The 20,378-nt window shown below is 59.4% G+C and carries 14 protein-coding genes and 5 pseudogenes; 6 read left to right on the top strand and 13 right to left on the bottom strand.

All coding sequences use genetic code 11. From position 1 onward, the window contains the following. Positions 1-155 precede the first annotated feature (155 nt). Positions 156-1,315: pseudogene (locus tag JCM25414_RS18180) on the top strand (OmpA family protein). Between the two features lie 164 nt (positions 1,316-1,479). After that, positions 1,480-1,623, top strand: coding sequence for a hypothetical protein (locus JCM25414_RS23330; RefSeq protein WP_159101725.1), 144 nt, complete (start codon positions 1,480-1,482; stop codon positions 1,621-1,623). A 162-nt stretch (positions 1,624-1,785) separates the two neighbouring features. On the opposite strand, the pseudogene JCM25414_RS18175 reads toward JCM25414_RS23330, so the two are convergent. Both JCM25414_RS18175 and rpsD read right to left on the bottom strand, forming a co-directional pair. Beyond that, positions 1,786-3,346 (bottom strand): annotated as a pseudogene (locus JCM25414_RS18175) (peptide chain release factor 3). Between the two features lie 106 nt (positions 3,347-3,452). After that, positions 3,453-4,070 (bottom strand): 30S ribosomal protein S4, encoded by a 618-nt coding sequence (gene rpsD / locus JCM25414_RS07360; RefSeq protein WP_025841209.1) that lies wholly within the window; start codon positions 4,068-4,070, stop codon positions 3,453-3,455. A gap of 324 nt (positions 4,071-4,394) precedes the next feature. Here rpsD and JCM25414_RS07355 point away from each other — a divergent pair, with 324 nt between their 5' ends. Then, on the top strand, positions 4,395-4,865 hold the full coding sequence (locus JCM25414_RS07355; protein ID WP_025841208.1) for a LysM peptidoglycan-binding domain-containing protein: 471 nt from the start codon (positions 4,395-4,397) through the stop codon (positions 4,863-4,865). Positions 4,866-4,874: 9 nt separating this feature from the next. On the opposite strand, the gene JCM25414_RS18170 is transcribed toward JCM25414_RS07355, so the two are convergent. Both JCM25414_RS18170 and JCM25414_RS21585 read right to left on the bottom strand, forming a co-directional pair. Then, entirely contained in the window at positions 4,875-5,873 is a 999-nt protein-coding gene (locus JCM25414_RS18170) for an MATE family efflux transporter (RefSeq protein ID WP_051535750.1), read from the bottom strand. Further along, positions 5,834-6,301, bottom strand: a complete 468-nt coding sequence (locus JCM25414_RS21585) for an MATE family efflux transporter (RefSeq protein ID WP_051535749.1) — start codon at positions 6,299-6,301, stop codon at positions 5,834-5,836. Before JCM25414_RS21585 ends, JCM25414_RS18170 begins: the two co-directional genes overlap by 40 nt. A 96-nt stretch (positions 6,302-6,397) precedes the next feature. On the opposite strand from JCM25414_RS21585, the gene cysS reads away from it, so the two are divergent. The 3 genes and pseudogenes from cysS (at position 6,398) to gloA2 (ending at position 8,919) form a co-directional block, all read left to right on the top strand. Then, entirely contained in the window at positions 6,398-7,753 is a 1,356-nt protein-coding gene (gene cysS / locus JCM25414_RS07345) for a cysteine--tRNA ligase (RefSeq protein WP_025841207.1), read from the top strand. Then, positions 7,750-8,528: pseudogene (locus JCM25414_RS18165) on the top strand (RNA methyltransferase). Before cysS ends, JCM25414_RS18165 begins: the two are co-directional and overlap by 4 nt. Before the next feature lie 10 nt (positions 8,529-8,538). Further along, positions 8,539-8,919, top strand: coding sequence for an SMU1112c/YaeR family gloxylase I-like metalloprotein (gloA2, locus tag JCM25414_RS07335; RefSeq protein WP_025841206.1), 381 nt, complete (start codon positions 8,539-8,541; stop codon positions 8,917-8,919). Between the two features lie 37 nt (positions 8,920-8,956). Here gloA2 and JCM25414_RS18160 read toward each other — a convergent pair. The 9 genes and pseudogenes from JCM25414_RS18160 to JCM25414_RS18155 form a co-directional block, all read right to left on the bottom strand. Continuing rightward, positions 8,957-10,415 (bottom strand): annotated as a pseudogene (locus JCM25414_RS18160) (MFS transporter). A 142-nt stretch (positions 10,416-10,557) separates the two neighbouring features. Beyond that, positions 10,558-11,310, bottom strand: coding sequence for a DUF4349 domain-containing protein (locus JCM25414_RS07325; protein WP_081775834.1), 753 nt, complete (start codon positions 11,308-11,310; stop codon positions 10,558-10,560). A gap of 409 nt (positions 11,311-11,719) precedes the next feature. Further along, on the bottom strand, positions 11,720-12,244 hold the full coding sequence (locus JCM25414_RS07315; RefSeq protein WP_025841203.1) for a gluconokinase: 525 nt from the start codon (positions 12,242-12,244) through the stop codon (positions 11,720-11,722). Next, the gene (gene rpiA / locus JCM25414_RS07310) at positions 12,241-12,957 is read right to left on the bottom strand and encodes a ribose-5-phosphate isomerase RpiA (RefSeq protein ID WP_035442881.1); all 717 of its coding nucleotides are present in this window, start codon (positions 12,955-12,957) and stop codon (positions 12,241-12,243) included. The genes JCM25414_RS07315 and rpiA overlap by 4 nt, the downstream gene beginning before the upstream one ends. Next, positions 12,950-13,699, bottom strand: a complete 750-nt coding sequence (gene pgl, locus JCM25414_RS07305; RefSeq protein WP_025841201.1) for a 6-phosphogluconolactonase — start codon at positions 13,697-13,699, stop codon at positions 12,950-12,952. Before pgl ends, rpiA begins: the two co-directional genes overlap by 8 nt. A gap of 17 nt (positions 13,700-13,716) precedes the next feature. Then, positions 13,717-14,580, bottom strand: a complete 864-nt coding sequence (locus tag JCM25414_RS07300; RefSeq protein WP_025841200.1) for a Cof-type HAD-IIB family hydrolase — start codon at positions 14,578-14,580, stop codon at positions 13,717-13,719. Positions 14,581-14,609: 29 nt separating this feature from the next. Next, positions 14,610-16,157, bottom strand: coding sequence for a glucose-6-phosphate dehydrogenase (gene zwf, locus JCM25414_RS07295; protein WP_025841199.1), 1,548 nt, complete (start codon positions 16,155-16,157; stop codon positions 14,610-14,612). 133 nt (positions 16,158-16,290) lie between these two features. Continuing rightward, entirely contained in the window at positions 16,291-17,286 is a 996-nt protein-coding gene (gnd, locus tag JCM25414_RS07290; RefSeq protein WP_025841198.1) for a phosphogluconate dehydrogenase (NAD(+)-dependent, decarboxylating), read from the bottom strand. Positions 17,287-17,377: 91 nt separating this feature from the next. After that, a pseudogene (locus JCM25414_RS18155) lies at positions 17,378-20,197 on the bottom strand (bifunctional transaldolase/phosoglucose isomerase). Positions 20,198-20,378 lie beyond the last annotated feature (181 nt).

The following is a 20,378-nucleotide window of genomic DNA, read 5'->3' as shown; positions in this document are numbered from 1 at the left end:
CTTCGTCTAATCGTCAAATACCCATGGAACTCACTTCCTGAACCGGAACTGACGGCTCTATACGCACTTATGCATCGCGCTGAGCCTGTTGTTGCTTCGCCTCTCCGGGGGCAACGACACAGGCTTGAATGGATGAATTTATGAGGACGAAACTAATGCGTCTCCGCACGGCACTTCTGGCCATGACGTCGATGGCAGCCGCCCCGACGATCGCCATGGCGAGCACCATCACCGGCCCGTATGTCAATATCGGCGGTGGCTACAATCTGGTTCAGCAGCAGCACGCTACCTTCTCGCCGACCACGCAGGCTGACGGTGGGAACGGCGCGGGCGGCAGCAGCTCGCGCTACCGCCACAAGGACGGCTTCACGAGCTTCGGTTCGTTCGGCTGGGGCTTCGGCAACGGTCTGCGCGCTGAAGTTGAGGGTGTCTACAACTACTCCCAGATCAACCATCGTCGCCCGACCTACGCGAACGGCACGACCAGCGGTTCCGACCAGTCCTACGGTGGCTTTGTCAACGTTCTGTATGATATCGATCTGGCCCAGTTCGGCATCAACCTGCCGATCACGCCGTTCGTCGGTGTCGGTGCAGGTTACCTGTGGCAGCACTACAACCCGATCACCACGTCCTACACCAATGGCGTGACCAATCGCGTTGGCGGCACGCAGGGTGGCTTTGCCTATCAGGCATCGTCGGTGCAGCCTATGACATTCCGGGTGTTCCGGGCCTCGCCATCACCGGTGAATACCGCATGATCGGCCAGACCTTCTCGGAAGGTGCATACCGCTCCACCACGTGGAACCGCAATGGTTCGGGCCTGCACAAGGGCAACGTGAACTTTGATGACCGTTTCAATCATCAGTTCATCGTCGGCCTGCGTTATGCCTTCGACACGGCTCCCCCGCCGCCGCCGCCGGTTGCAGTTGTTGTTCCGCCCCCGGTTCAGCCTGCTCGCACCTATCTGGTGTTCTTCGATTGGGACAAGTCGAACCTGACGGGCCGCGCTCGTGAGATCGTCGCCCAGGCAGCTCAGGCTTCCACGCACGTCCAGACGACGCGCATCGAAGTCAACGGCTACACCGACAACTCTGCTGCGCACCCCGGTGCTCGCGGCCAGAAGTACAACCAGGGCCTCTCGGTCCGTCGTGCACAGTCGGTCAAGGCTGAGCTGATCCGTGACGGCGTTCCTGCCGCTGCGATCGACATCCACGGCTATGGTGAGCAGCATCCGCTGGTCCCGACGGGTCCGAACACCCGTGAGCCGCAGAACCGTCGCGTCAAATCATCCTTCGCTGATTTCGGCCTGATCTGAAGGCTGCCTTGGCAGCCTCCTGATTGGTTCAGAAAAGGCCCTTGGCAGTCATGCCAAGGGCCTTTTTGTTTGCTTGTCAGCCATGCAATTAAAACAATTCATTACTAATATGTAATCTGCGATAAAGGAGGCGTGCCACCAATCCCGTTTGAAGGGAGTTTGTCATGACCCGGATTTCACACCTTGGCGACGTGCCGAACCTTCACCGCTCTTCGCTTGATAATCGTCAGGACGGGATAGGCCTCACTATAGGCGCCATCCTTGGCGGGCTGATTGCATTCGGCACGATCGTCTTGCTCATGCTTTGAGTGGCGCCCTCTTCCCTGATCGCCGTCACAACCCACGCACGCCGGCGACAGGTCAGCCACAGGTTCATTTTCGCCGCGCCTTACGGTGAACAGCCGTCCGCCCGACAGCCATAAAAAAAGCCCCGAAAAACGGGGCTTTTTCTCCAACCCAGTGAATGTTGGTCAGGCGCTCAGGCCGATCTGCTTGATATCGTGGAAGGCGAGGTCTGCATTCATTTCGACCGTGCGACGCATCATGAAGTTGGAACTGGCAAGAAATACCGGATCGCCATCCAGATCATCGGCCATGGCCGAGCGATTGACCATCGAGAAAGTCTCGATCTTGCCTCGCTCGCCCGTTACCCACCGTGCAATAGTATAGGGCGTCGATTCAAAACCGATGGCCACACCATATTCCCCCTGAAGCCGCGATTGCAGCACGTCAAGCTGCAGCGTGCCCACTACCCCGACAATCGGCGGCAGGCCATCCTGCGGGCGAAAGAGCTGCACAACCCCCTCTTCCGCCAGTTCAACCAGAGCCTGGCGCAGTTTCTTGGCTTTCATGGCGTCGTCCAGACGGACACGGCGCAAGATTTCAGGCGCAAAATGCGGTACGCCGGTAAAGCGCAGCTCTTCACTCTCCGAAAGCGTGTCGCCGATACGCAGTGTCCCATGGTTGGGCAGACCCACCACATCTCCTGCAAATGCCTCTTCAGCGAGCTGACGGTCACGCGCGAAGAAGAATTGCGGCGTATGCAGCGCAAATTGCTTGCCAGTACGCACATGCTTCAGGCGCATGCCGCGCGTCAGCTTGCCGGAGCAGATACGCGCAAAGGCCATGCGATCACGATGGTTCGGATCCATATTGGCCTGGATCTTGAAGATCAGCGCCGTCACCAGTTCTTCATCGGCTTACCTCACGCGTTTCGCTGGGCTGTGCACGAGGCTCGGGACCATAGGCCACCAGAGCGTCGAGGAGATCGGTCACACCAATCTCCTTCATCGCACTACCGAAAAAAACAGGGGTCAAATGCCCGGCGTCGAACGACTCACGATCAAAAAGAGGCAGGGCAGCCTCGGCCAGCTCAAGCTCTTCCGATAGCGCTACCATACGGGCATCAGACTGGGCGAGCCCCGCCGCCTCACCGCGTATCTCACGCGTGCGCATGTCATAGGTACCGGCGAAGTGCCCCGCACGTCCGATCGGCCAGGTGGCAGGCGAGGTGTCGAGCGCCAGCGTCGACGCAATCTCGTCGAGCAGACCGAAGCAATCCTGCGCCTCACGATCCATCTTGTTGATGAAGGTGACGATGGGAATATCGCGCAGACGGCAGATTTCGAACAGCTTGCGTGTGCGATCCTCAATACCTTTGGCCGCGTCGATCACCATGACAGCGCAATCCACGGCGGTCAGGGTGCGATAGGTGTCTTCGGAGAAGTCCTCATGGCCCGGCGTGTCGAGCAGGTTGAAGACGCAGCCGCCATATTCGAAGGTCATGACCGAGGTAACAACCGAAATGCCACGATCGCGCTCGATGCCCATCCAGTCCGATTTGGTGCGGCGGCGTTCTCCCTTTGCACGCACATTACCAGCAAGCTGAATAGCGCCACCAGCGCGCAGGATACGCTCCGTCAGGGTCGTCTTACCGGCGTCGGGATGGGAAATGATGGCGAAGGTCCGGCGGCGCCGGATCTCGCTGGCAAGGCCGGTGGCAGAAACGGGGGCGGACGCGGCTTCGGACATCGAAAAAGACCTTCGGTAAACGTCAAATACCTGAAACGACAAATGCCGGACCGGGGGTGAACCCGATCCGGCATTGGCCAGAAACACCCGGTAGGGAAACCGGAGTTTAGCGCGAGTAGAACTCGACCACGAGGTTCGGTTCCATCTGCACGGGGTACGGCACATCGGACAGACGCGGGCTGCGAACGAACTTGCCCTTCATCTGGCGATGATCGACCTCGATGTATTCCGGCACATCGCGCTCAGCGGATTGCGCGGCGTCGAGAACAACAGCAAGCTGCTTGGACTTTTCACGAACTTCGATCACGTCGCCATCGCGAACCAGATACGAAGGGATGTTCACCTTGCGGCCATTGACCGTCACGTGACCGTGGTTCACGAACTGACGGGCAGCGAACGGGGTGATCGCGAATTTGAGGCGGTAGATCACCGCATCCAGGCGACGCTCCAGCAGGTCGATCAGGTTCTCCGACGTATCGCCCTTGCGACGCACGGCCTCATCGTAATACTTGCGGAACTGCTTCTCGCTGATGTTACCGTAGTAACCCTTGAGCTTCTGCTTGGCCATAAGCTGGATCGAGAAGTCGGAGGGCTTCTGCTTGCGGCGCTGACCATGCTGACCGGGGCCGTATTCCCGCTTGTTGACCGGCGACTTGGCGCGGCCCCACAGGTTTACGCCCAGACGGCGATTGATTTTATACTTGCTCTCTTGGCGCTTGCTCATGTGCAAGAACTCGCTTCGACTTCGGGCTGCCCTGTGCTGCGTGGCAACCGCATGTTGCACCGGTAGGCCTTCCCCCTGATTAGGAAAGACGGGCGCATCCCTCGAACCGCAACCTCGGGATGCAGATCCCGGTCTGGTTACGGCCGGAATGTCCACGTTCCCGGCAATAGCGGCGGCAGGTATAGGACCACCCTGCCCTGTCAATCGAAATCGCCCCCGCGCTCAAAAACAGCTCTTCAGGGAACGAAGCCAAAGCTGATACGTCAGCAGAAATACGACGCTCAATGCCTGTGCATCTCGTTTCCAGCCATAAGGAGCCTTTTCATGGCCATTTTCAAATTCAATCGCGCTGCGGGCCGTAAGCTTAACGACAAGGCAGAAATCGAAGCCATCAATCCTGCAGGCGCCCCTGCCCCGCGTGCGCCTCATGAGAGCCTGATCAAGAGAGCTTTCAAACAATACGGACTGTCGCAGCTCTCCGTGTCGCATATCACGGTGCGGGACACGACCATCGCGGTCAAAGCCACAGCCGAGAGCGCGGCCGAACGCGATGCCATCATTCTGGCTGCTGGCAATATCGCCGGGATCGACACGGTTCATGCCGACATCACAGTGCCGAAAGGCACACCGGCCCCGGTCTTCCATCAGGTCGCACCCGGCGAAACCCTGGCCGCCATCGCTGAAAAGACCGATGCCGACGTGACAGCGCAGGATTTGCATGAGGCCAATAAGGACGAATTGGCGCATAGCGAAGGTGTCTATCCGGGACAGACCATCCGTATCCCGGAAGCCTGAGCGACCACCTCAGGCAGGATCGACGAGCCCGTTCGCAATAGCGGGCTCGTCACCCGCAAGCTTGCGCCTGAACGTAATGACGAGGCGGATCGATAGTATAAGCGCCAGAATGCCAAGCCCGGTCGCCAGACCGATCCAGAGACCGACGGCGCCGTAACCTCCCTCGAAAGCCAGCCAGTCTCCGCCGAAAATCGAAACCGGAACATATGTCAGGACCATAAGCACCATCGGCATGAAAGTGTCGTGGCAGCCACGCAGCGCCCCTGCGCACACACACTGGACGCCATCGAGAATCTGAAAGATGCCCGCAATCTTGAGCAGCGACACCGCGATGGGCATGACCTTGGCCGCGTCCGCGCTCTGTGCATCGAGATAGAACCCGGCAATATAATCAGGAAAGAACAATAATATTGTGGCCGTAAAGCTGGTCCAGACAAGAACCAGAAACATCGCCCCGATTGTCGACCGCAGGGCAGCGCGCGGCGAGCCTGCACCCAGCCAGTAGGCAACGCGTATATTGACAGCCTGAGAGACGGCCAGGCTGATCATGAAGGCCGTGCTCGTAACGCTCAGCGCGATCTGGTGCGCCGCAGACGAAACCGCCCCCAGGGCACCCGCATGAAGCCCCGTCATCTGAAAAGCGAGCAACTCCGCACCTGTGGCGCCCATCATCGGCAGGCCAAGGCGCAGCATCTCACCCATGGCGCGCGGATCGGGACGCGCCAGACGCAGATGACGCTTCAGATGCGCCTGACGACGTGACAGCACCACCAGAAGAAGCGCCACAGACCAGCCTGTCACGATGGTAGCGCAGGCAGAGCCCCACAGCCCCATTTCAGGCAGACCGAAGCGGCCATGAATCAGTCCGGCATTCAGAAAGCCGTTCATGACTGCCATGCCCGGCATGGTCCAGAGCAGCAGGCGCTCGCTGCCGAAGGCGGGCAGGATGATCCGCAACAACCCGATGATCACAAGATTCGGCAGTAGCGCCCAGAGCAGCAGATGCATGAAGCGACTGCCCTGAATGACGATCTGTGACGGCTCGTTGAAAAACGCGAGCAACGAGCGGCGGGCAAAAGTATGGCCAGAACAGGCAGGCAGAGCAAAAGCGCGAGCACCACACCTGAAGAGACGATGCCCGAAAGATCCTCCAGCGCATCCTGTGCTGCAAAGGCGCGCCCTCTTGCCCGCGAGATCAATATGCTGGCGCCACCCAGCGCTGCCTGAAAGGTGATGAAGGTGCAAAAAAACAGATTGGTGGTCATGCCACCAACAGCAAGCGCCGCCGCGCCGAGACTGCCCAGAAGCACCGTGTCGGTAACATTCATGGCCATCTCGCTCAGCTGCGAAAAACTGAGCGGCGCGGCAATCTTGACCAGCGCGCGCAGATGCTGGCCCCATTGCGGCACCGTGATGGTAGAGCGAAGTTGTGTCATGGCGTTCTGCTTATACCACCAAGGGTAGAAAACCAGCGTTCAAAGCCGTAAAATAGAGTTGCGCTGGGCGCAGGGCTGACGCATCTACTCTGGATTATGGCCAGCCCTTCCTACTCCCTGTCCCTTCATGACAGCCAGACACGGCAGAAACAGGTTTTCACGCCGCTGGATCCTGCCAATGTGCGCGTCTATTACTGTGGGCCCACAGTGTATGACGCTGTGCACATCGGCAATCTGCGCGCCATGCTCAGCGCCGACATTCTTGTTCGTCTGCTGCGTCAGCTTTATCCGACGGTCACTTTCGTGCGTAACATCACCGATGTGGACGACAAGATCACTGCACGGGCGCAGCAGAACGGGGAAGACATCGCGAGCCTGACGGCACGCACGACCGTTGCCTTTCATGAAGATGTGGCCGCTCTCGGCATTCTGCCACCCGATATCGAACCGCGCGCCACCCACCATATCGACGATATGCTGAGCATGATCGCCCAACTCGTCGCCAATGGCCACGCCTATGAGGCCGAAGGTCACGTGCTCTTCGCCGTCGATCGCTGCGCCAGCTATGGCAGCCTCTCGGGGCGCAGCCCTGATGATCTTCTGGCAGGCGCACGGGTCGAAGTGGCGCCCTACAAGCGCCATCCGGGTGATTTCGTTCTATGGAAGCCCTCGGCGCCTGAACAGCCCGGTTGGGACAGCCCCTATGGGCGCGGTCGCCCCGGCTGGCATATAGAATGCTCGGCCATGTCGCATCGCTATCTCGGCGCGAGCTTCGATATTCACGGCGGCGGCGACGATCTGATGTTCCCGCATCATGAAAACGAACGTGCCCAGTCGCTTTGCTGCCACCCGGGCAGCAGCTTTGCGCGCTACTGGCTGCATAACGCCATGCTGCTCTCCAATGGCGAGAAAATGTCCAAATCGCTGGGTAATTTCTTCTCCATACGTGAGGTCCTGACACGTGCGCCCGCCGAGGCCCTGCGCCTGCTTATTCTCGGCACGCATTACCGCTCGGTGCTCGACTTTACGTGGGAGAAGCTGGACGAGGCCAAGCGCATTCTTGACCGCTTCTATCGTGCGCTGGAAAAGACCCCTGCAGACGCAAAGGGCACTGTACCGGACGCTTTCATGCAGGCGCTGTGCGACGACATGAACACGCCTCTCGCCCTCGCCTGCCTGCACCCCCTCGCCGATGCGGCGCTGGGTGGAGACTCACAGGCTTCTGCCTCGCTCAAAGCCTGCGGTGCCTTGATCGGCCTTCTCGAAGCCACGCCGGATGAATGGTTTCGCTCGGGCTCCGACGATGCCGCGATCGACGCGCTGATCGCTCAGCGCGTCGCCGCCAAAAGAGCCCGTGATTTCACGCTTGCCGACAGCATACGCAGCCAGCTCGCCGAACAGGGAATCATTCTTGAAGACACTGCCAAAGGCACGACATGGAGGCGCGCATGACCGGACGTGATGGCGGCGCCGATATCGGACCGATCGGGGAATTCAGCCCCGTTGTTATTCTTGTCCGTCCGCAACTGGCTGAGAACGTCGGCACCACGGCGCGCGCCATGGCGAATGGTGGGCTGTTTCACCTGCGTCTGGTTGCACCGCGCGACGGCTGGCCGCAGGAGCGCGCCTGGTATGCCTCATCCGGCGCCGATCGCATTCTCGATGCCGCACAGGTTTTCGATACTGTCGATGAGGCGGTAGCCGACCTCCACCACGTCATGGCCACCTGCCCACGACCGCGTCATATCGTGAAAACGGTCATGACCGCCCGCGGCGCAGCTCGGAGCTGCGCGCCATCGCCAACCGGGGGCTGAAAGCCGGATTGCTTTTCGGCCCCGAGCGGGCCGGGCTCGATAACGAAGACATGGCGCGCGCCGATGTGCTGATACGATATCCGCTCAACCCCGATTTCATGTCGCTAAACCTCGCCCAGGCCGTATTGATCATGGCGTATGAATGGTGGATGGCCTGCGAGACCACACCGCCACGCGCGCTCATGACAAACGAAACCCATGTGGCGACAAAAGGCGAGCTTGAGAACTTTCTCGGTCATCTGACACGCGATCTGGATGAATGCGGTTTTCTACGCAACGAGCAGAAGCGCCCCGGCATGGTGCGTAATCTGCGCCACCTCTTCCAGCGCGGTGAGGTGACGGAGCAGGAGCTGCGCACCATGCACGGTGTCGTCACCGAATTGTCCAATGGCCGCAAAGCCCGTCAGAAATAGGTCTCAGACGATGTTCACCTGCGTCCATCATATCGCGATCATCGCGTCCGATTATCAGAAGTCACGCGCCTTCTATACCGAGATCCTCGGATTTCGCATTATACGAGAGGTCTGGCGCGCCCAGCGGCAGTCATGGAAATGCGACGTCGCCATTGGCGACACGCAGATCGAGCTCTTTTCTTTTCCGACACCGCCTTCGCGCCCGACACAGCCAGAGGCAGCCGGGCTGCGTCATCTGGCGTTCGGTGTCGATAATATGCAGGAAGCCGTGCAGCATCTTGAGGGCCATGGTGTTGCCTGCGAGCCGGTACGAACCGATCCTTATACGGGCAAGCTCTATACGTTCTTCAGCGATCCCGACGGCCTGCCTCTGGAACTCTATCAAAGCTGATCGGCCCTCACTCACGACCTGAAGGAATCGCGCCCGGTCAGACGGCGCGCTCCTCCTCGCGGGCGTAATATTCCGATAGCGGCGGTGCTACTTCTTCCAGCGAGCGGTTTTCGGCATCGACCCCCCAGATCCAGGCGACCGCGCTGGCAATCAACATCAGGATCGCCGCCACGACATAGCCCATGACCAGCAGGGAAAGTCGCCCTGTGCCGATCAGATGGCCAAAGATCACCGGCGCTGCGACGCCCCCGAAAAGAGTGCCGACCGCGTAGAATACCGCGATTGCAAAAGCCCGCATTTCAAGAGGGAAAAGTTCGCTGGCGGTGAGGTAGGCCGATGATGCGGCCGCAGACGCAAAAAAGAAAATACCGCACCATGAGAGCGTCTGACTTGCGGCGGTCAGAGCGTGAATTCCCATGGCATAGGCGACAGCAATCATGAGCACACCTGAGATGGCGTAGCTCAGTCCGATCATACGCCTGCGGCCCCAGGTATCGAACCAGCGCGCCAGAATGAGCGGGCCACAAAGATTGCCTATTGCCAAAGGAAGAATATACCAGCCAACTGCACGCGGTGAGACGCCATGATATTTAGTCAGTACCATGCCGTAGGTGAAGAACACGGCATTATACAGGAAGGCCTGTGAAATCATCAGAACCAGCACATAAAGCGAGCGACCGCGATAACGCTGCACCATGATCCTGATCATTTCAGCCGGGCTGAATACCCCTGCGGGGTAGATCAGCACAGTGGGCAATTTCTGCCCCCACCCGCCGTCGGGCTCCACACAATGGGATTCCACATGGCTCACGATCGCATCGGCTTCTTCCACACGGCCATGGGTCATGAGCCATCTCGGGCTTTCCGGCACGAAAGTACGGAGAAAAAGTACCGCAACACCAAGAAGCGCCCCGAGCGCGAAAGCCACGCGCCAGGCGAGCCAGATCGGAATGATCGCCGAGTTGAGCAGCCAGACCGAGCCGATCGCCCCGAAGGCAGCACCAGCAGAACGTGCCGTTGACCATGACATCAACACGGCCACGCAGCCGTGCCGGGACAAGCTCGTCAATAGCGGAGTTGATGGCAGAATATTCGCCTCCGATACCCATACCGGTCACGAAACGGGCCACAGCGAAGCTGGTCAGATTCCATGACAGCGCCGAGGCGCCGACGCCGACAACGTAAAGAGCCAGAGTAAGAAAGAAGATCTGCTTGCGCCCCAGCTGATCGGTCATCCAGCCGAAAACCAGCGCTCCCAGCACGGCTCCCGCCACATAGGCAGATGAGGCAAAGCCTATGCCGTCGGCTGACAGGCCGAGCGTATCGCCACGCTGGAGCGAGGGAGCGAGCGAACCGATGATCGTCACTTCGAGCCCGTCGAGTATCCAGGTGATCCCGAGTGCCACGACGATCAGCATATGAAACCGCGACCAGGGTAGCCGGTCGAGCCGGGCGGGGATATCCGTATCGATAGGTCTGCCGTGGTTCTTCGTCATGCGTGGCCGCGCGTCTCGGGCACTGAAAAGCTGCAAAGGGCCGACCTCTCTTCTATTACAAAATATTTACTCTCTCATATCGACTCTGACGCGCGGAGGGGGCAAGGGTTTGCCACCTCACAATTCCCTGAGCAGGAAACACTTATTTCGGGCTGAACCAGCGACGACGAATGGCCAATCTGACGATCAGCAAACCGACAACGACCAGCGGTGCCCAAACGATGGCCTGGATCAGAAAATCCCACAGATCCGCAAGGGTTTCCGAGAAGAGAGCACCGCTCTCTTTCAGGCTCCGACGCAAGGGACCAAGATTTTCGCGAGCGGATTCATAGGTGACATCGACCTCTTCAGTCTCGACCCGACGCGACAAATCCTTTTCCTCGCGGGCCACACTCTCCAGCTCCGTCTGAGCCTCAGACAGTTCCTTCGCCACCTTGATCAGATCATCAGTCTTGCCCGCGCTCTGGGTCTCAAGCGCCTCCAGGCGGTCTCGATAGGCTGTCATCTGGACGATGCGGCGATCAACATCTGTAATCTCGTTATTCAGATCACGCTGGCTGGTACGAAGCTGTTGGGTCACCACCTTGCTTGAAGACTCGCCCGGCAGCGGAGCGGCTGCGACGGCGAGGAAGGACCCGATCTTGTCATGAGGAAGGCGCGCTGAAAGCCTGGCCGTGCGCCTGTTGTCTCCCTGCCCGCTTTCATCCGCGTCTTCCGACGCTGAAATCAGCTCGCACCCGGTTTGAGCAAGGCACTCATCGCGCAATTTCTCAAGATGGGCGCCGACCTTGCCGGACGCGACAATCAGGGAGAGACTATGCTCGTAAGCAATGGAGCCCGGCCCCATTTTACGACCGCCTGCAAAGCTGGCGGCTCGCGGCATCACGCTCAGCATGACGGGGGAGAGATCGAATCAGAGCTGGCCTCTGCGCCTCCCTGCCCGGTATGTCGGTGCTTGCACCACCCAGACTGACGACGACCACGCCAAGCGTCACCATGCCTGCGATCCGGATCGGGGCGTGCCTCACAGTCTGTCTCACCATCATCTGATTCCTTTTCCGCAATAAAGGAAAAAGACCATGAGAGTACTTTGTTGTGAAGGTCAGGCGGGAATGAGGCTGAATTGAGTTGTTTAGGGCCCTTGCCTGCTGGCACAGCGCCTTTTCAAACTTATCCCCAGATTCGAGGAACAACTCTGCGGATCAGCCTGTGCATAAGCTGTTGATGGCAGAGGATAGTTTACGTCAGACACAGATTGGATCGATCCACATGGCAGGCGTGGACCGATCCGAGACGGTAAGAATTCAGGTCGCGCGGGCGTTCAGCGAGGCGATGAGTTTGCCCATCACCAGTTCGGGCGTACCCGCACTATCCACAGTGATGACATTCTCATCCTTGCCGGGGGGCTCCAGTGTCGCAAGCTGGCTCGGCAGGAGGCTGGGGGGCATGAAATGGCCAATGCGCTGCTTCAGACGCTCGGCAATCGTGCGTTCGCTGGTTTCGAGATAGACAAAGGTCACATTGAGCCCGTTGCGCAGCGTATCCCGGTATTTACGCTTCAGAGCCGAACAGGTCAGTACGCCACCACCCTGAGCGTGCATCTTCAGCCATTCATGACAGATCTGGAGCCAGGGCGCACGGTCGGCATCGTCAAGCGGAATACCGCTATGCATCTTGGCGACATTCGCCGCCGGATGCAGATCGTCCCCTTCCTGAAAAGGCGTACCGAAATGATCGGCAAGCCCCTGGGCCACGGTCGTCTTGCCGCAGCCCGAGACACCCATGACGACGAAAAGGCCTGCACCGGCCTGAGCGATCGCCCCGCTCATGCTTTGAGCCTCTGCAAACCCGAGGCACCGGCAACCAGCACTTCGGAAGTGATATCCAGAAACAGGCCATGATCCACCACACCGGTGATCGAAATGATGTGATCGGCAAGCGCACGAGGGTCTTCGATACGCTCGTAATCGCAATCGATAATGATGTTGTGGTTATCGGTCATGTACAGTGAGCCATCGTCATTACGGCGCGGCACACAGGTTTTGGCCCCTGTCTTGCGCAGAAGGTTCTCGACACGCTCCCAGCCCCAGGGGATGATCTCGACCGGAACGGGCATATGGGTGCCCAGATCGGTCACGATCTTGCTCTCATCGACGATCACAATGAATTTGCGCGCTGACACCGCCACGATCTTCTCGCGCAAGAGCGCACCGCCGCGTCCCTTTATGAGAAAGAGCGACCCCGTCTGCACTTCATCGGCGCCGTCGATGGCGACGTCGAGATAGGGGTCATCGGCAAAATTGGTGATGGGAATATTCAGGCTCTGCGCCTGCGCCGCGCTGGCTTCCGAAGTCGGTATCGCGCGTATCTTGAGGCCCTCACGACGTACGCGCTCACCGAGCGCGTCAATCATGAATTTCGCCGTGCTACCCGTGCCGAGCCCAACCGCCATGCCATCCTGGATGTAGGAAATGGCATGGGTTGCAGCCTCGCGTTTCAACTCCGCCACGCGGGCAGCTGCGTCTTGTGCGATCTCAGCCATTCTGAAGCACTCCTGCTGCGGCCTTGTCGACCAGGAAAACAACTTCACCTTCCGAAGTGATATGCGATGCCGGAAGTGAGTCATCGCCGCCGCGTACACGCGCCAGCATTTCAGCCTTGCCTGCGCCCTCGATCAGAAAAACAACGCTGTGGCTGGAATGGATGGCCGGATAGGTGAGAGACACACGATCATGCGGGGCGTTGTCGGGCGTGCAGGCAGCGACCCATTTCGTCTTCTCCTGCAGGATCGGCTGGCGCGGAAAAAGCGATGCCGTATGGCCATCGGGGCCCATGCCGAGCATGACAACATCGAAAAGCGGCTTGCCCGGGGTCAGATGGTGGCTGCCGTAGAGATCCTGCAATGCGTTTTGATACCAGACTGCATCCTGCTCAGCCGTGCCATCGGCAGGGATGGGGTGCGCATTCTCGGCGGGCAGATCGACATGCTCGAGCAGAAGCTCATCGGTCATGCGATAATTGCTGTCTTCATGGGTAAAAGGCACATGCCGATCGTCACCGAAGAATATGTGCGTGCGGCGCCACGGGAATTTCGAAGCATATCCCGGCTCGGCCATGATCTTGAACAGGCGCTTGGGCGTCGAACCGCCCGATAGCGCCATGACAAAAGGCCCGTCGGTTTTGGCCAGAGCCTGATCCAGCAGCCATTGCGCCATCTTCTGGGCGACGGCTTCGCCGTCCTCCAGAACGACCACGCGGGCTGAAGTCACATCATGTCCACTCATCTTATCATTCCTTTGTGTCAGGCCGCACCGGGGGCCCTAGGGAGGACGAAGCGCCGCATGGCTTCTGCCCACCCGTCTGCATCATTACGCCCCGTCGTCACATGAGCATGCGCGCTGACCTCTTCGGTCGCATTGCCCATGGCGATACCGAGCCCGGCGATTCTGAGCATCGGCACATCATTGGACATGTCGCCGATGCACGCAACCTCACTCATCGGGATGCCCAGACGCTCGGCCAAAGCGCGTGCGGCGAAGCCCTTGTTGGCATCCTTGTGTGTGATGTCGAGATAGTAGTTCGCCGATCGATGAACGCTGGCCTGCCCTTTGAGCATGGCCCCGATCTCGACCTCCATGCGTTGCAGCAAGGCGAAATTGCTGCTCGCCGCCATGATTTTGCCCACGCCTTCCCGATATGGCTTGAAGTCGGGCACGACAACCGGGTCGATACCGACCGATCTGCGCTCGTGCTCGACATAAAAGGCGCCGGGATCCCGAATGAGCCACTCATGACCGCGAAACAGCCAGGTATCGACGTGGTGAACCGAAAGCGTATCGCAGGCCCCGTCTACGCAGACCGCCGGAAGCGACAAGGTCGATAAGATCTCGTCATCGGAGCCGACAATCAACCCGCCATTGAGCGCACCGAACGGCGTGTTGAGACCGAGCTCACGATGATAGCGCAGCATGCCTTCGGCCGAACGCGAGCTCACGAGACAGAGCACGATGCCTGCCTCGCGAAGCTGTCTCGCTGCTTCGAGTGTGGACTCGGCGAGGGCTTTGTCCGATCCGATCAGCGTACCGTCGATATCCGATACAACCATGCGGATGGTGGATGCCATGGGCGGCAGCGCGTCGTGAATGGCATCCAGATCATGTGTCATGAGAATTCCTGTCTTGGCGCCAGGGCGCGTCAGTTGTTCAGATCGAGCCAGCGGCGCCCGCTGCGAGCCAGCAGCTCATCAGCCTCACGCGGCCCATCCAGACCACCCGGGTAGAAGCAGAGAGGTGACTTGTCAGCTATGTTCTGGGTGAAGGCGGGCTCAACGATACGCCACCCCTCTTCAATCGTGTCAGCACGCTGGAAGAGAGTCTGATCACCGATCATGCAATCATAGATAAGTGTTTCATAGCCAGTGCTTGGCCCTTCGCTGAACCAGTCCGAATAATCGAACTTCATGCGCACGCCACCCAGACGCACTGACGGACCAGGCACCTTGGCCGAGAACTGCATGGTCACACCCTCAGTCGGCTGGATATGCAAGACCATGATATTGGGCGTGAGCTTGTCGACCGGCGTATCGCGGAAAAGTGCAAACGGCGCCTGCTTGAAGTGGATGGCAATCTCGGTCTTGCGGCGACGCAGGCGCTTGCCCGTGCGCAGATAGAACGGCACGCCAGCCCAGCGCCAGTTATCGATGCGCAGCTTCATGGCGACATAGGTTTCGGTCTGACTCCCCATGCCGACATCGGGCTCTTCACGATAGCCACGCAGAGCCTCGGCTTCATCGCCAACGCCGAATGACCCGCTGACATATTGTCCACGCACAACCTGCGTGAGATCGATTGGCTGGATAGCGCTCAACACCTTGGCCTTCTCGTCACGAACGGCTTCGGCATCGAACGAGGTAGGGGCTTCCATCGCCACCATCGACAGCAACTGCATCAGATGGTTCGGCACCATGTCGCGGATAGCGCCCGTGCTTTCGTAAAAGCGCCCGCGGCGCTCCACGCCCACAGTCTCGGCGGCTGTAATCTGCACGTGGTCGATATTCTGACGGTTCCAGAGCGGTTCGAAAAAGCCATTCGAAAAGCGCAGTGCCAGAATGTTCTGAACTGTCTCTTTGCCGAGATAATGGTCGATGCGGTAGATCTGGTTTTCATCGAGCGAACGCTGAAGACGCGCATTGAGCGCCTTGGCCGACTCCAGATCGGCGCCGAAGGGCTTCTCGATGATGACACGGCGCGAGATCGTGTCTGTCTGTTCGGCGAGACCTGATTCACCAAGAAGATCGACGATGGGGCCGAAGAAACGGGCTGCGACAGCCAGGTAGAAGACTGCCGAACGATCGCCCAGCTTTTCTTTCAAAGCCTCATAAGTCGACAGCTCTTCGAAGGAGCCACGCAGATAGGTGATGCTCTTGGAAAGACGATCCCATACGTCTTGTCGCAGCACCGTAGCGCTGGTGCCCCGCTTGCTGACGAAATCGTCGAGCGCACCGCTTAACTGTTCCAGCAGCGCCTCGGTCGTCATCTCGGCCCAGTCGACCACGATGATAGAAAAATCCTCACTGAGCAGACCGGCAGTGTCCAGATTATAGATAGCCGGAACCAGAAGACGTTTCGTCAGATCGCCGCCGCCGCCAAAAATGACCATGGAGCCCGGAGGGGCCGGGCGTACGCCACGCGGAGCCTCTGAATTGGACAATGCCGCACGCGCTGAAGCGGAAATCTCGACCATATGCCAAACCTTTTTAGTCGATAAACTGAAAGCCGGAGTGCAAGCGGGAGCATCACAGCTCCCGCTGACATTCGGGCCAAGAGTGTAGGAATAAAAAAAGGGCCGGGACCAGATGAGGTCCCGGCCCGGAATGTCACTTCTTCTCGACGTGACCGCCGAAGCCGAAGCGCATGGCAGAGAGGATCTTCTCTGCATAGTTGTTGCCGCTGCGCGAGCGGAAGCGCGTGAATAGCGATGCCGTCATGACCGGAACCGGCACCGACTCTTCGATGGCAGCTTCGATCGTCCAGCGACCTTCACCCGAATCGGCCACTTCACCCGAGAACTCGGAGAGGGATTCGTTTTTGGCGAGGGCGTCGGCCGTCAGGTCGAGCAGCCAGGACGAGACGACACTGCCGCGACGCCAGACTTCGGCGATATCGGCCATGTTCAGGTCGAAGCGCTGGTCTTCCTGCAGAACGGGCGAGTTCTTGGACTTCATGACGTCGAAGCCTTCGGCGAAGGCCTGCATCATACCGTATTCGATGCCGTTATGGACCATCTTGACGAAATGACCCGAACCGGCCGGACCACAATGCAGATAGCCTTCTTCGGCACGGGGATCGAGGCCTTCACGGTCGCGACCGATCGTACGCACCACATCGCCCTTGCCCGGCGCCAGTGCCTTGAGGATCGGATCGACATGATCGGCAGAATCCTTGGTGCCGCCATACATCATGCAATAGCCGCGATCGAGGCCCCACACGCCGCCGGACGTGCCGACATCGATGTAGTGAATGCCCTTGTCCATCAGCTCATGTGCACGACGGACATCGTCCTTGTAGTAGCTGTTACCACCGTCGATCACGATGTCGTCCTTGCCGAGCAGGCCGCGCAGTTCCTGCACGCAGGCTTCGGTGACCTCACCGGCGGGCAGCATGACCCAAACGATCTTGCGCTCTGCCGAGATCTTGCTGACGAGATCGGAAACGGAAGTAGCGGCGATCGCACGGCCCTTTTCGGCACGGTCGAACGTCTTGGTCACAACTTCCGGGGTGCGATCGAACAGCACGACATCATGCCCATGACGGGTCAGGCGCACTGCGATGTTGCCGCCCATACGGCCAAGGCCAACAATACCGATTTGCATCTTCAAAACTCCTGCACAGTTTCCCTGTGCCCTAATACATCTACCCTAAAAAACAATCCGCCCCGTCTGAGCGGGGCGGATTGCTTCAGTCTCAGACGGCCTTCTTGAGGACCGTTGCCAGTTCGGCCAGGCCAGCTTCAAGCGGGCCCTTGATGTGCACGCGCAGAGCGCGACGGCCACGCTCGGAGAGCACATCGAAATCACCGCGAGCCTGAGCAGCCTTCACCACACTGAAGGTGAAGCGCTCTCCCGGCACGGCCAGATCAGCATGATCGTCAGCTGTGATCTGCAGGAACACGCCGCTATCCGGGCCGCCCTTGTAAGCCTGACCAGTCGAGTGCAGGAAGCGCGGGCCGAACTCGGCAGCCGTTGCAACCTTCAACTGGTCGCGCAGATTGAGGCGCACGTTCTGGATCCACTCGCGCGTCTTTAGATCGCGCTCGACATAAGCCAGAACGCCCACATAATCGCCCGCCTTCACGCGGCCGAAATGCGCCTTGAGGATCGCCAGTGCATCGCCACCACCAAGAGCCTTGGCGTTGCTCGCATCGGCGAAGAACTCGAAAGCCCCCGACGTCGCGAACGGCGTCTCGGCAGGAAGCTTGCCCGTCTCGTTGAAGGCGGTCGTGAGCTTCTTGGTCTCGATCTTGCTGAATTCCACATCCGGCTGATCGAAGGGGTCGATCGCAAGAACCGAGCCGGCAACTGCCGTGGCATATTCCCAGTGGAAGAAAGCCTGAGCGATATCGAGCTTGTCAGCCAGATCGATCGTGACGACTGGCTCGCCTGCTGCCACGAGAGCGGCAATGGCCTTCTCCTGGTTCGGGCAGGCTTCACCCTTCAGACGCAGATAGGCAAAAACGCGATCCTTGCCATAGACGCCAGGGGCCCCGAGGGTCTCGTCGTCAATGGGGATCAGGCCCGTGCCCTTCTTGCCGGTGGATTCAGCAATAAGCTGTTCCAGCCAGGCACCGAGATCATAGATCGCGGGCGATGCGACGATCGTCACCTTGTCACGACCGAATTTGGTCGCGGCGGCGCCGAGGATCGCACCGAGCTGAAGTGCAGTATTCTGGGCCGGCGGCGTGCTGGCCGAGGCTTCCTTGACCGAACGCAGCGCGGATTCAAGGAAGGCGCGCACGTTCAGACCGGCAGCGGCTGCTGGAACGAGACCGAAATTGGACAGAACCGAAAAACGGCCGCCAATCTGCTTCTCACCGTAGAAGATCTTCCAGAAGCCATCTTTCTTGGCCACTTCTTCCATGTGCGAGCCCGGATCGGTCACGGCCACGAAATGCGCGCCAGGAGCCGAACCAAGTGCCTTTTCGGCCGCGGCGAAGAAATAGGCCTTCAGAATGTTCGGCTCAAGCGTGCCGCCCGATTTGGACGAGACGATGAACAGGGTCTTTCTGAGATCGACCGCGCTCTCGAAGGTCTTGACCTGCTGCGGATCCGTGCTGTCGAGCACGTGCAGCTTCGGGAAGCCTGCGATATGACCGAAGGTCTCCGCAATTACTTCCGGCCCGAGGCTCGAACCGCCCATACCGAGCAGCAGCACGTCGCTGAAGCCCTTGGCCTTCACTGCGCTTGCAAATGCCTCGAGTTCCGACACATGAGCCAGACGCTCATCGACGATATCGAGCCATTTCAGCCAGTTGCTTCGTCACCGCCGGTCCATACCGTGGCGTCCTTGGCCCAGAGCTTGCGGCCCTTGCCAGTCTTGCGCCAGTCTTCGAGCACCGCATCGGCTGCGGCTTTCAGGTCGGCTGGAAGCTCGGCCTTCTGCTCAATCAGTTTGGAACCGAGAAACGTGGCCTGCTTGTTTGCTACCGCCCCAAGCAGCTGGTCGAAAGCGTCGCAGAACGAAGCGCAGCCTTCTGTTACAAGGGTCTTGGTCACGCCATCGAGGTCGAGACCGAGCTTGGCCTGCTGCTCGAGCACCTTGAAAGCCTCTTCGACATTCTCGGTCAGGCTGGCGCGCAGCTTGCCGTGATCGCGGAAGGCATCGAAGGTTGCGGGCGGGATGGTGTTGACCGTATCGGCACCGATCAGTTCTTCAACATAGAGAACGTCGGAGAACGTCTTGTCCTTGGTGCCCGTCGAGGCCCAGAGCAGACGCTGCGGCTGAGCGCCAGCAGCAGCCAGCTTCTTCCAGCGCTCGGAAGCCGTGACTTCCAGATAATGCTGATAGGCAACCTTGGCATTCGCAATAGCGACCTTGCCGCGCAGGGCCTTCAGGGCTTCTGCGTCCTTGTCGCCTTCCTTGATGCGACGATCGATCGCACCGTCGATCTTGCCATCGATGCGGCTCACGAAGAACGAGGCGACGCTGGCGATCTTGCTGATGTCCTCACCCGCCGCATGGCGGATTTCGAGGCCCTTGATATAGGCTTCGAGAACATTCTTGTAAGCTTCAAGCGAGAAGAGCAGCGTGACGTTGACGCTGATACCTTCCGACGTGACCTCCTGAAAAGCCGGGATCCTTCGGGCGTGCCCGGGATCTTGATCATCAGGTTCTCTTCGTTGACGGCGGCCCAGAGGCGACGCGCTTCATCAGCCGTGGCCTTCGTCTCGAAAGCGAGATAGGGCGACACTTCAAGGCTCACATAGCCGTCAAGACCCTTGGTCTTCACGAAGACCGGATGCATGACCTTGGCAGTCGCCTGAATGTCGGTGATGGCGAGCTTCTCGTAGAGTTCACCGGGGGAGAGGGTTTCGGCGGCCAGCAGATCCTTGATCTGGCGTCGTAATCCGTGCCGTAGCCCATTGCCTTCTCGAAGATGGCCGGGTTTGACGTCACGCCACGCAGGCCGTCTTCGTCCACCAGCTTCTTGAGGCTGCCATCGGCAGTGTAGGATCTCTGGATGAAGTCCAGCCAGGGTGACTGGCCAAAATTGGAAAGATCACGCAGCGGTTCCCGCTCGTAGCGGCACCCTGCTTCTGTTCGACGTCCATGACGTACTCCTGTCTGTCCACCTGACGGGCTCCCTGTGGACACCCGTCTCAGCTCAGGTCGGCCTTCCGACCCTGACCTCATGAGAGGGGGCCATAGCACGCTGTGGCCCCGAGAGACCCGACCGCCGAGGAAGCGG

It is taken from the genome of Asaia platycodi JCM 25414 (assembly GCF_000614545.1).
Lineage (GTDB): Bacteria > Pseudomonadota > Alphaproteobacteria > Acetobacterales > Acetobacteraceae > Asaia > Asaia platycodi.
This window is presented reverse-complemented; position numbering and strand designations above follow the sequence as displayed.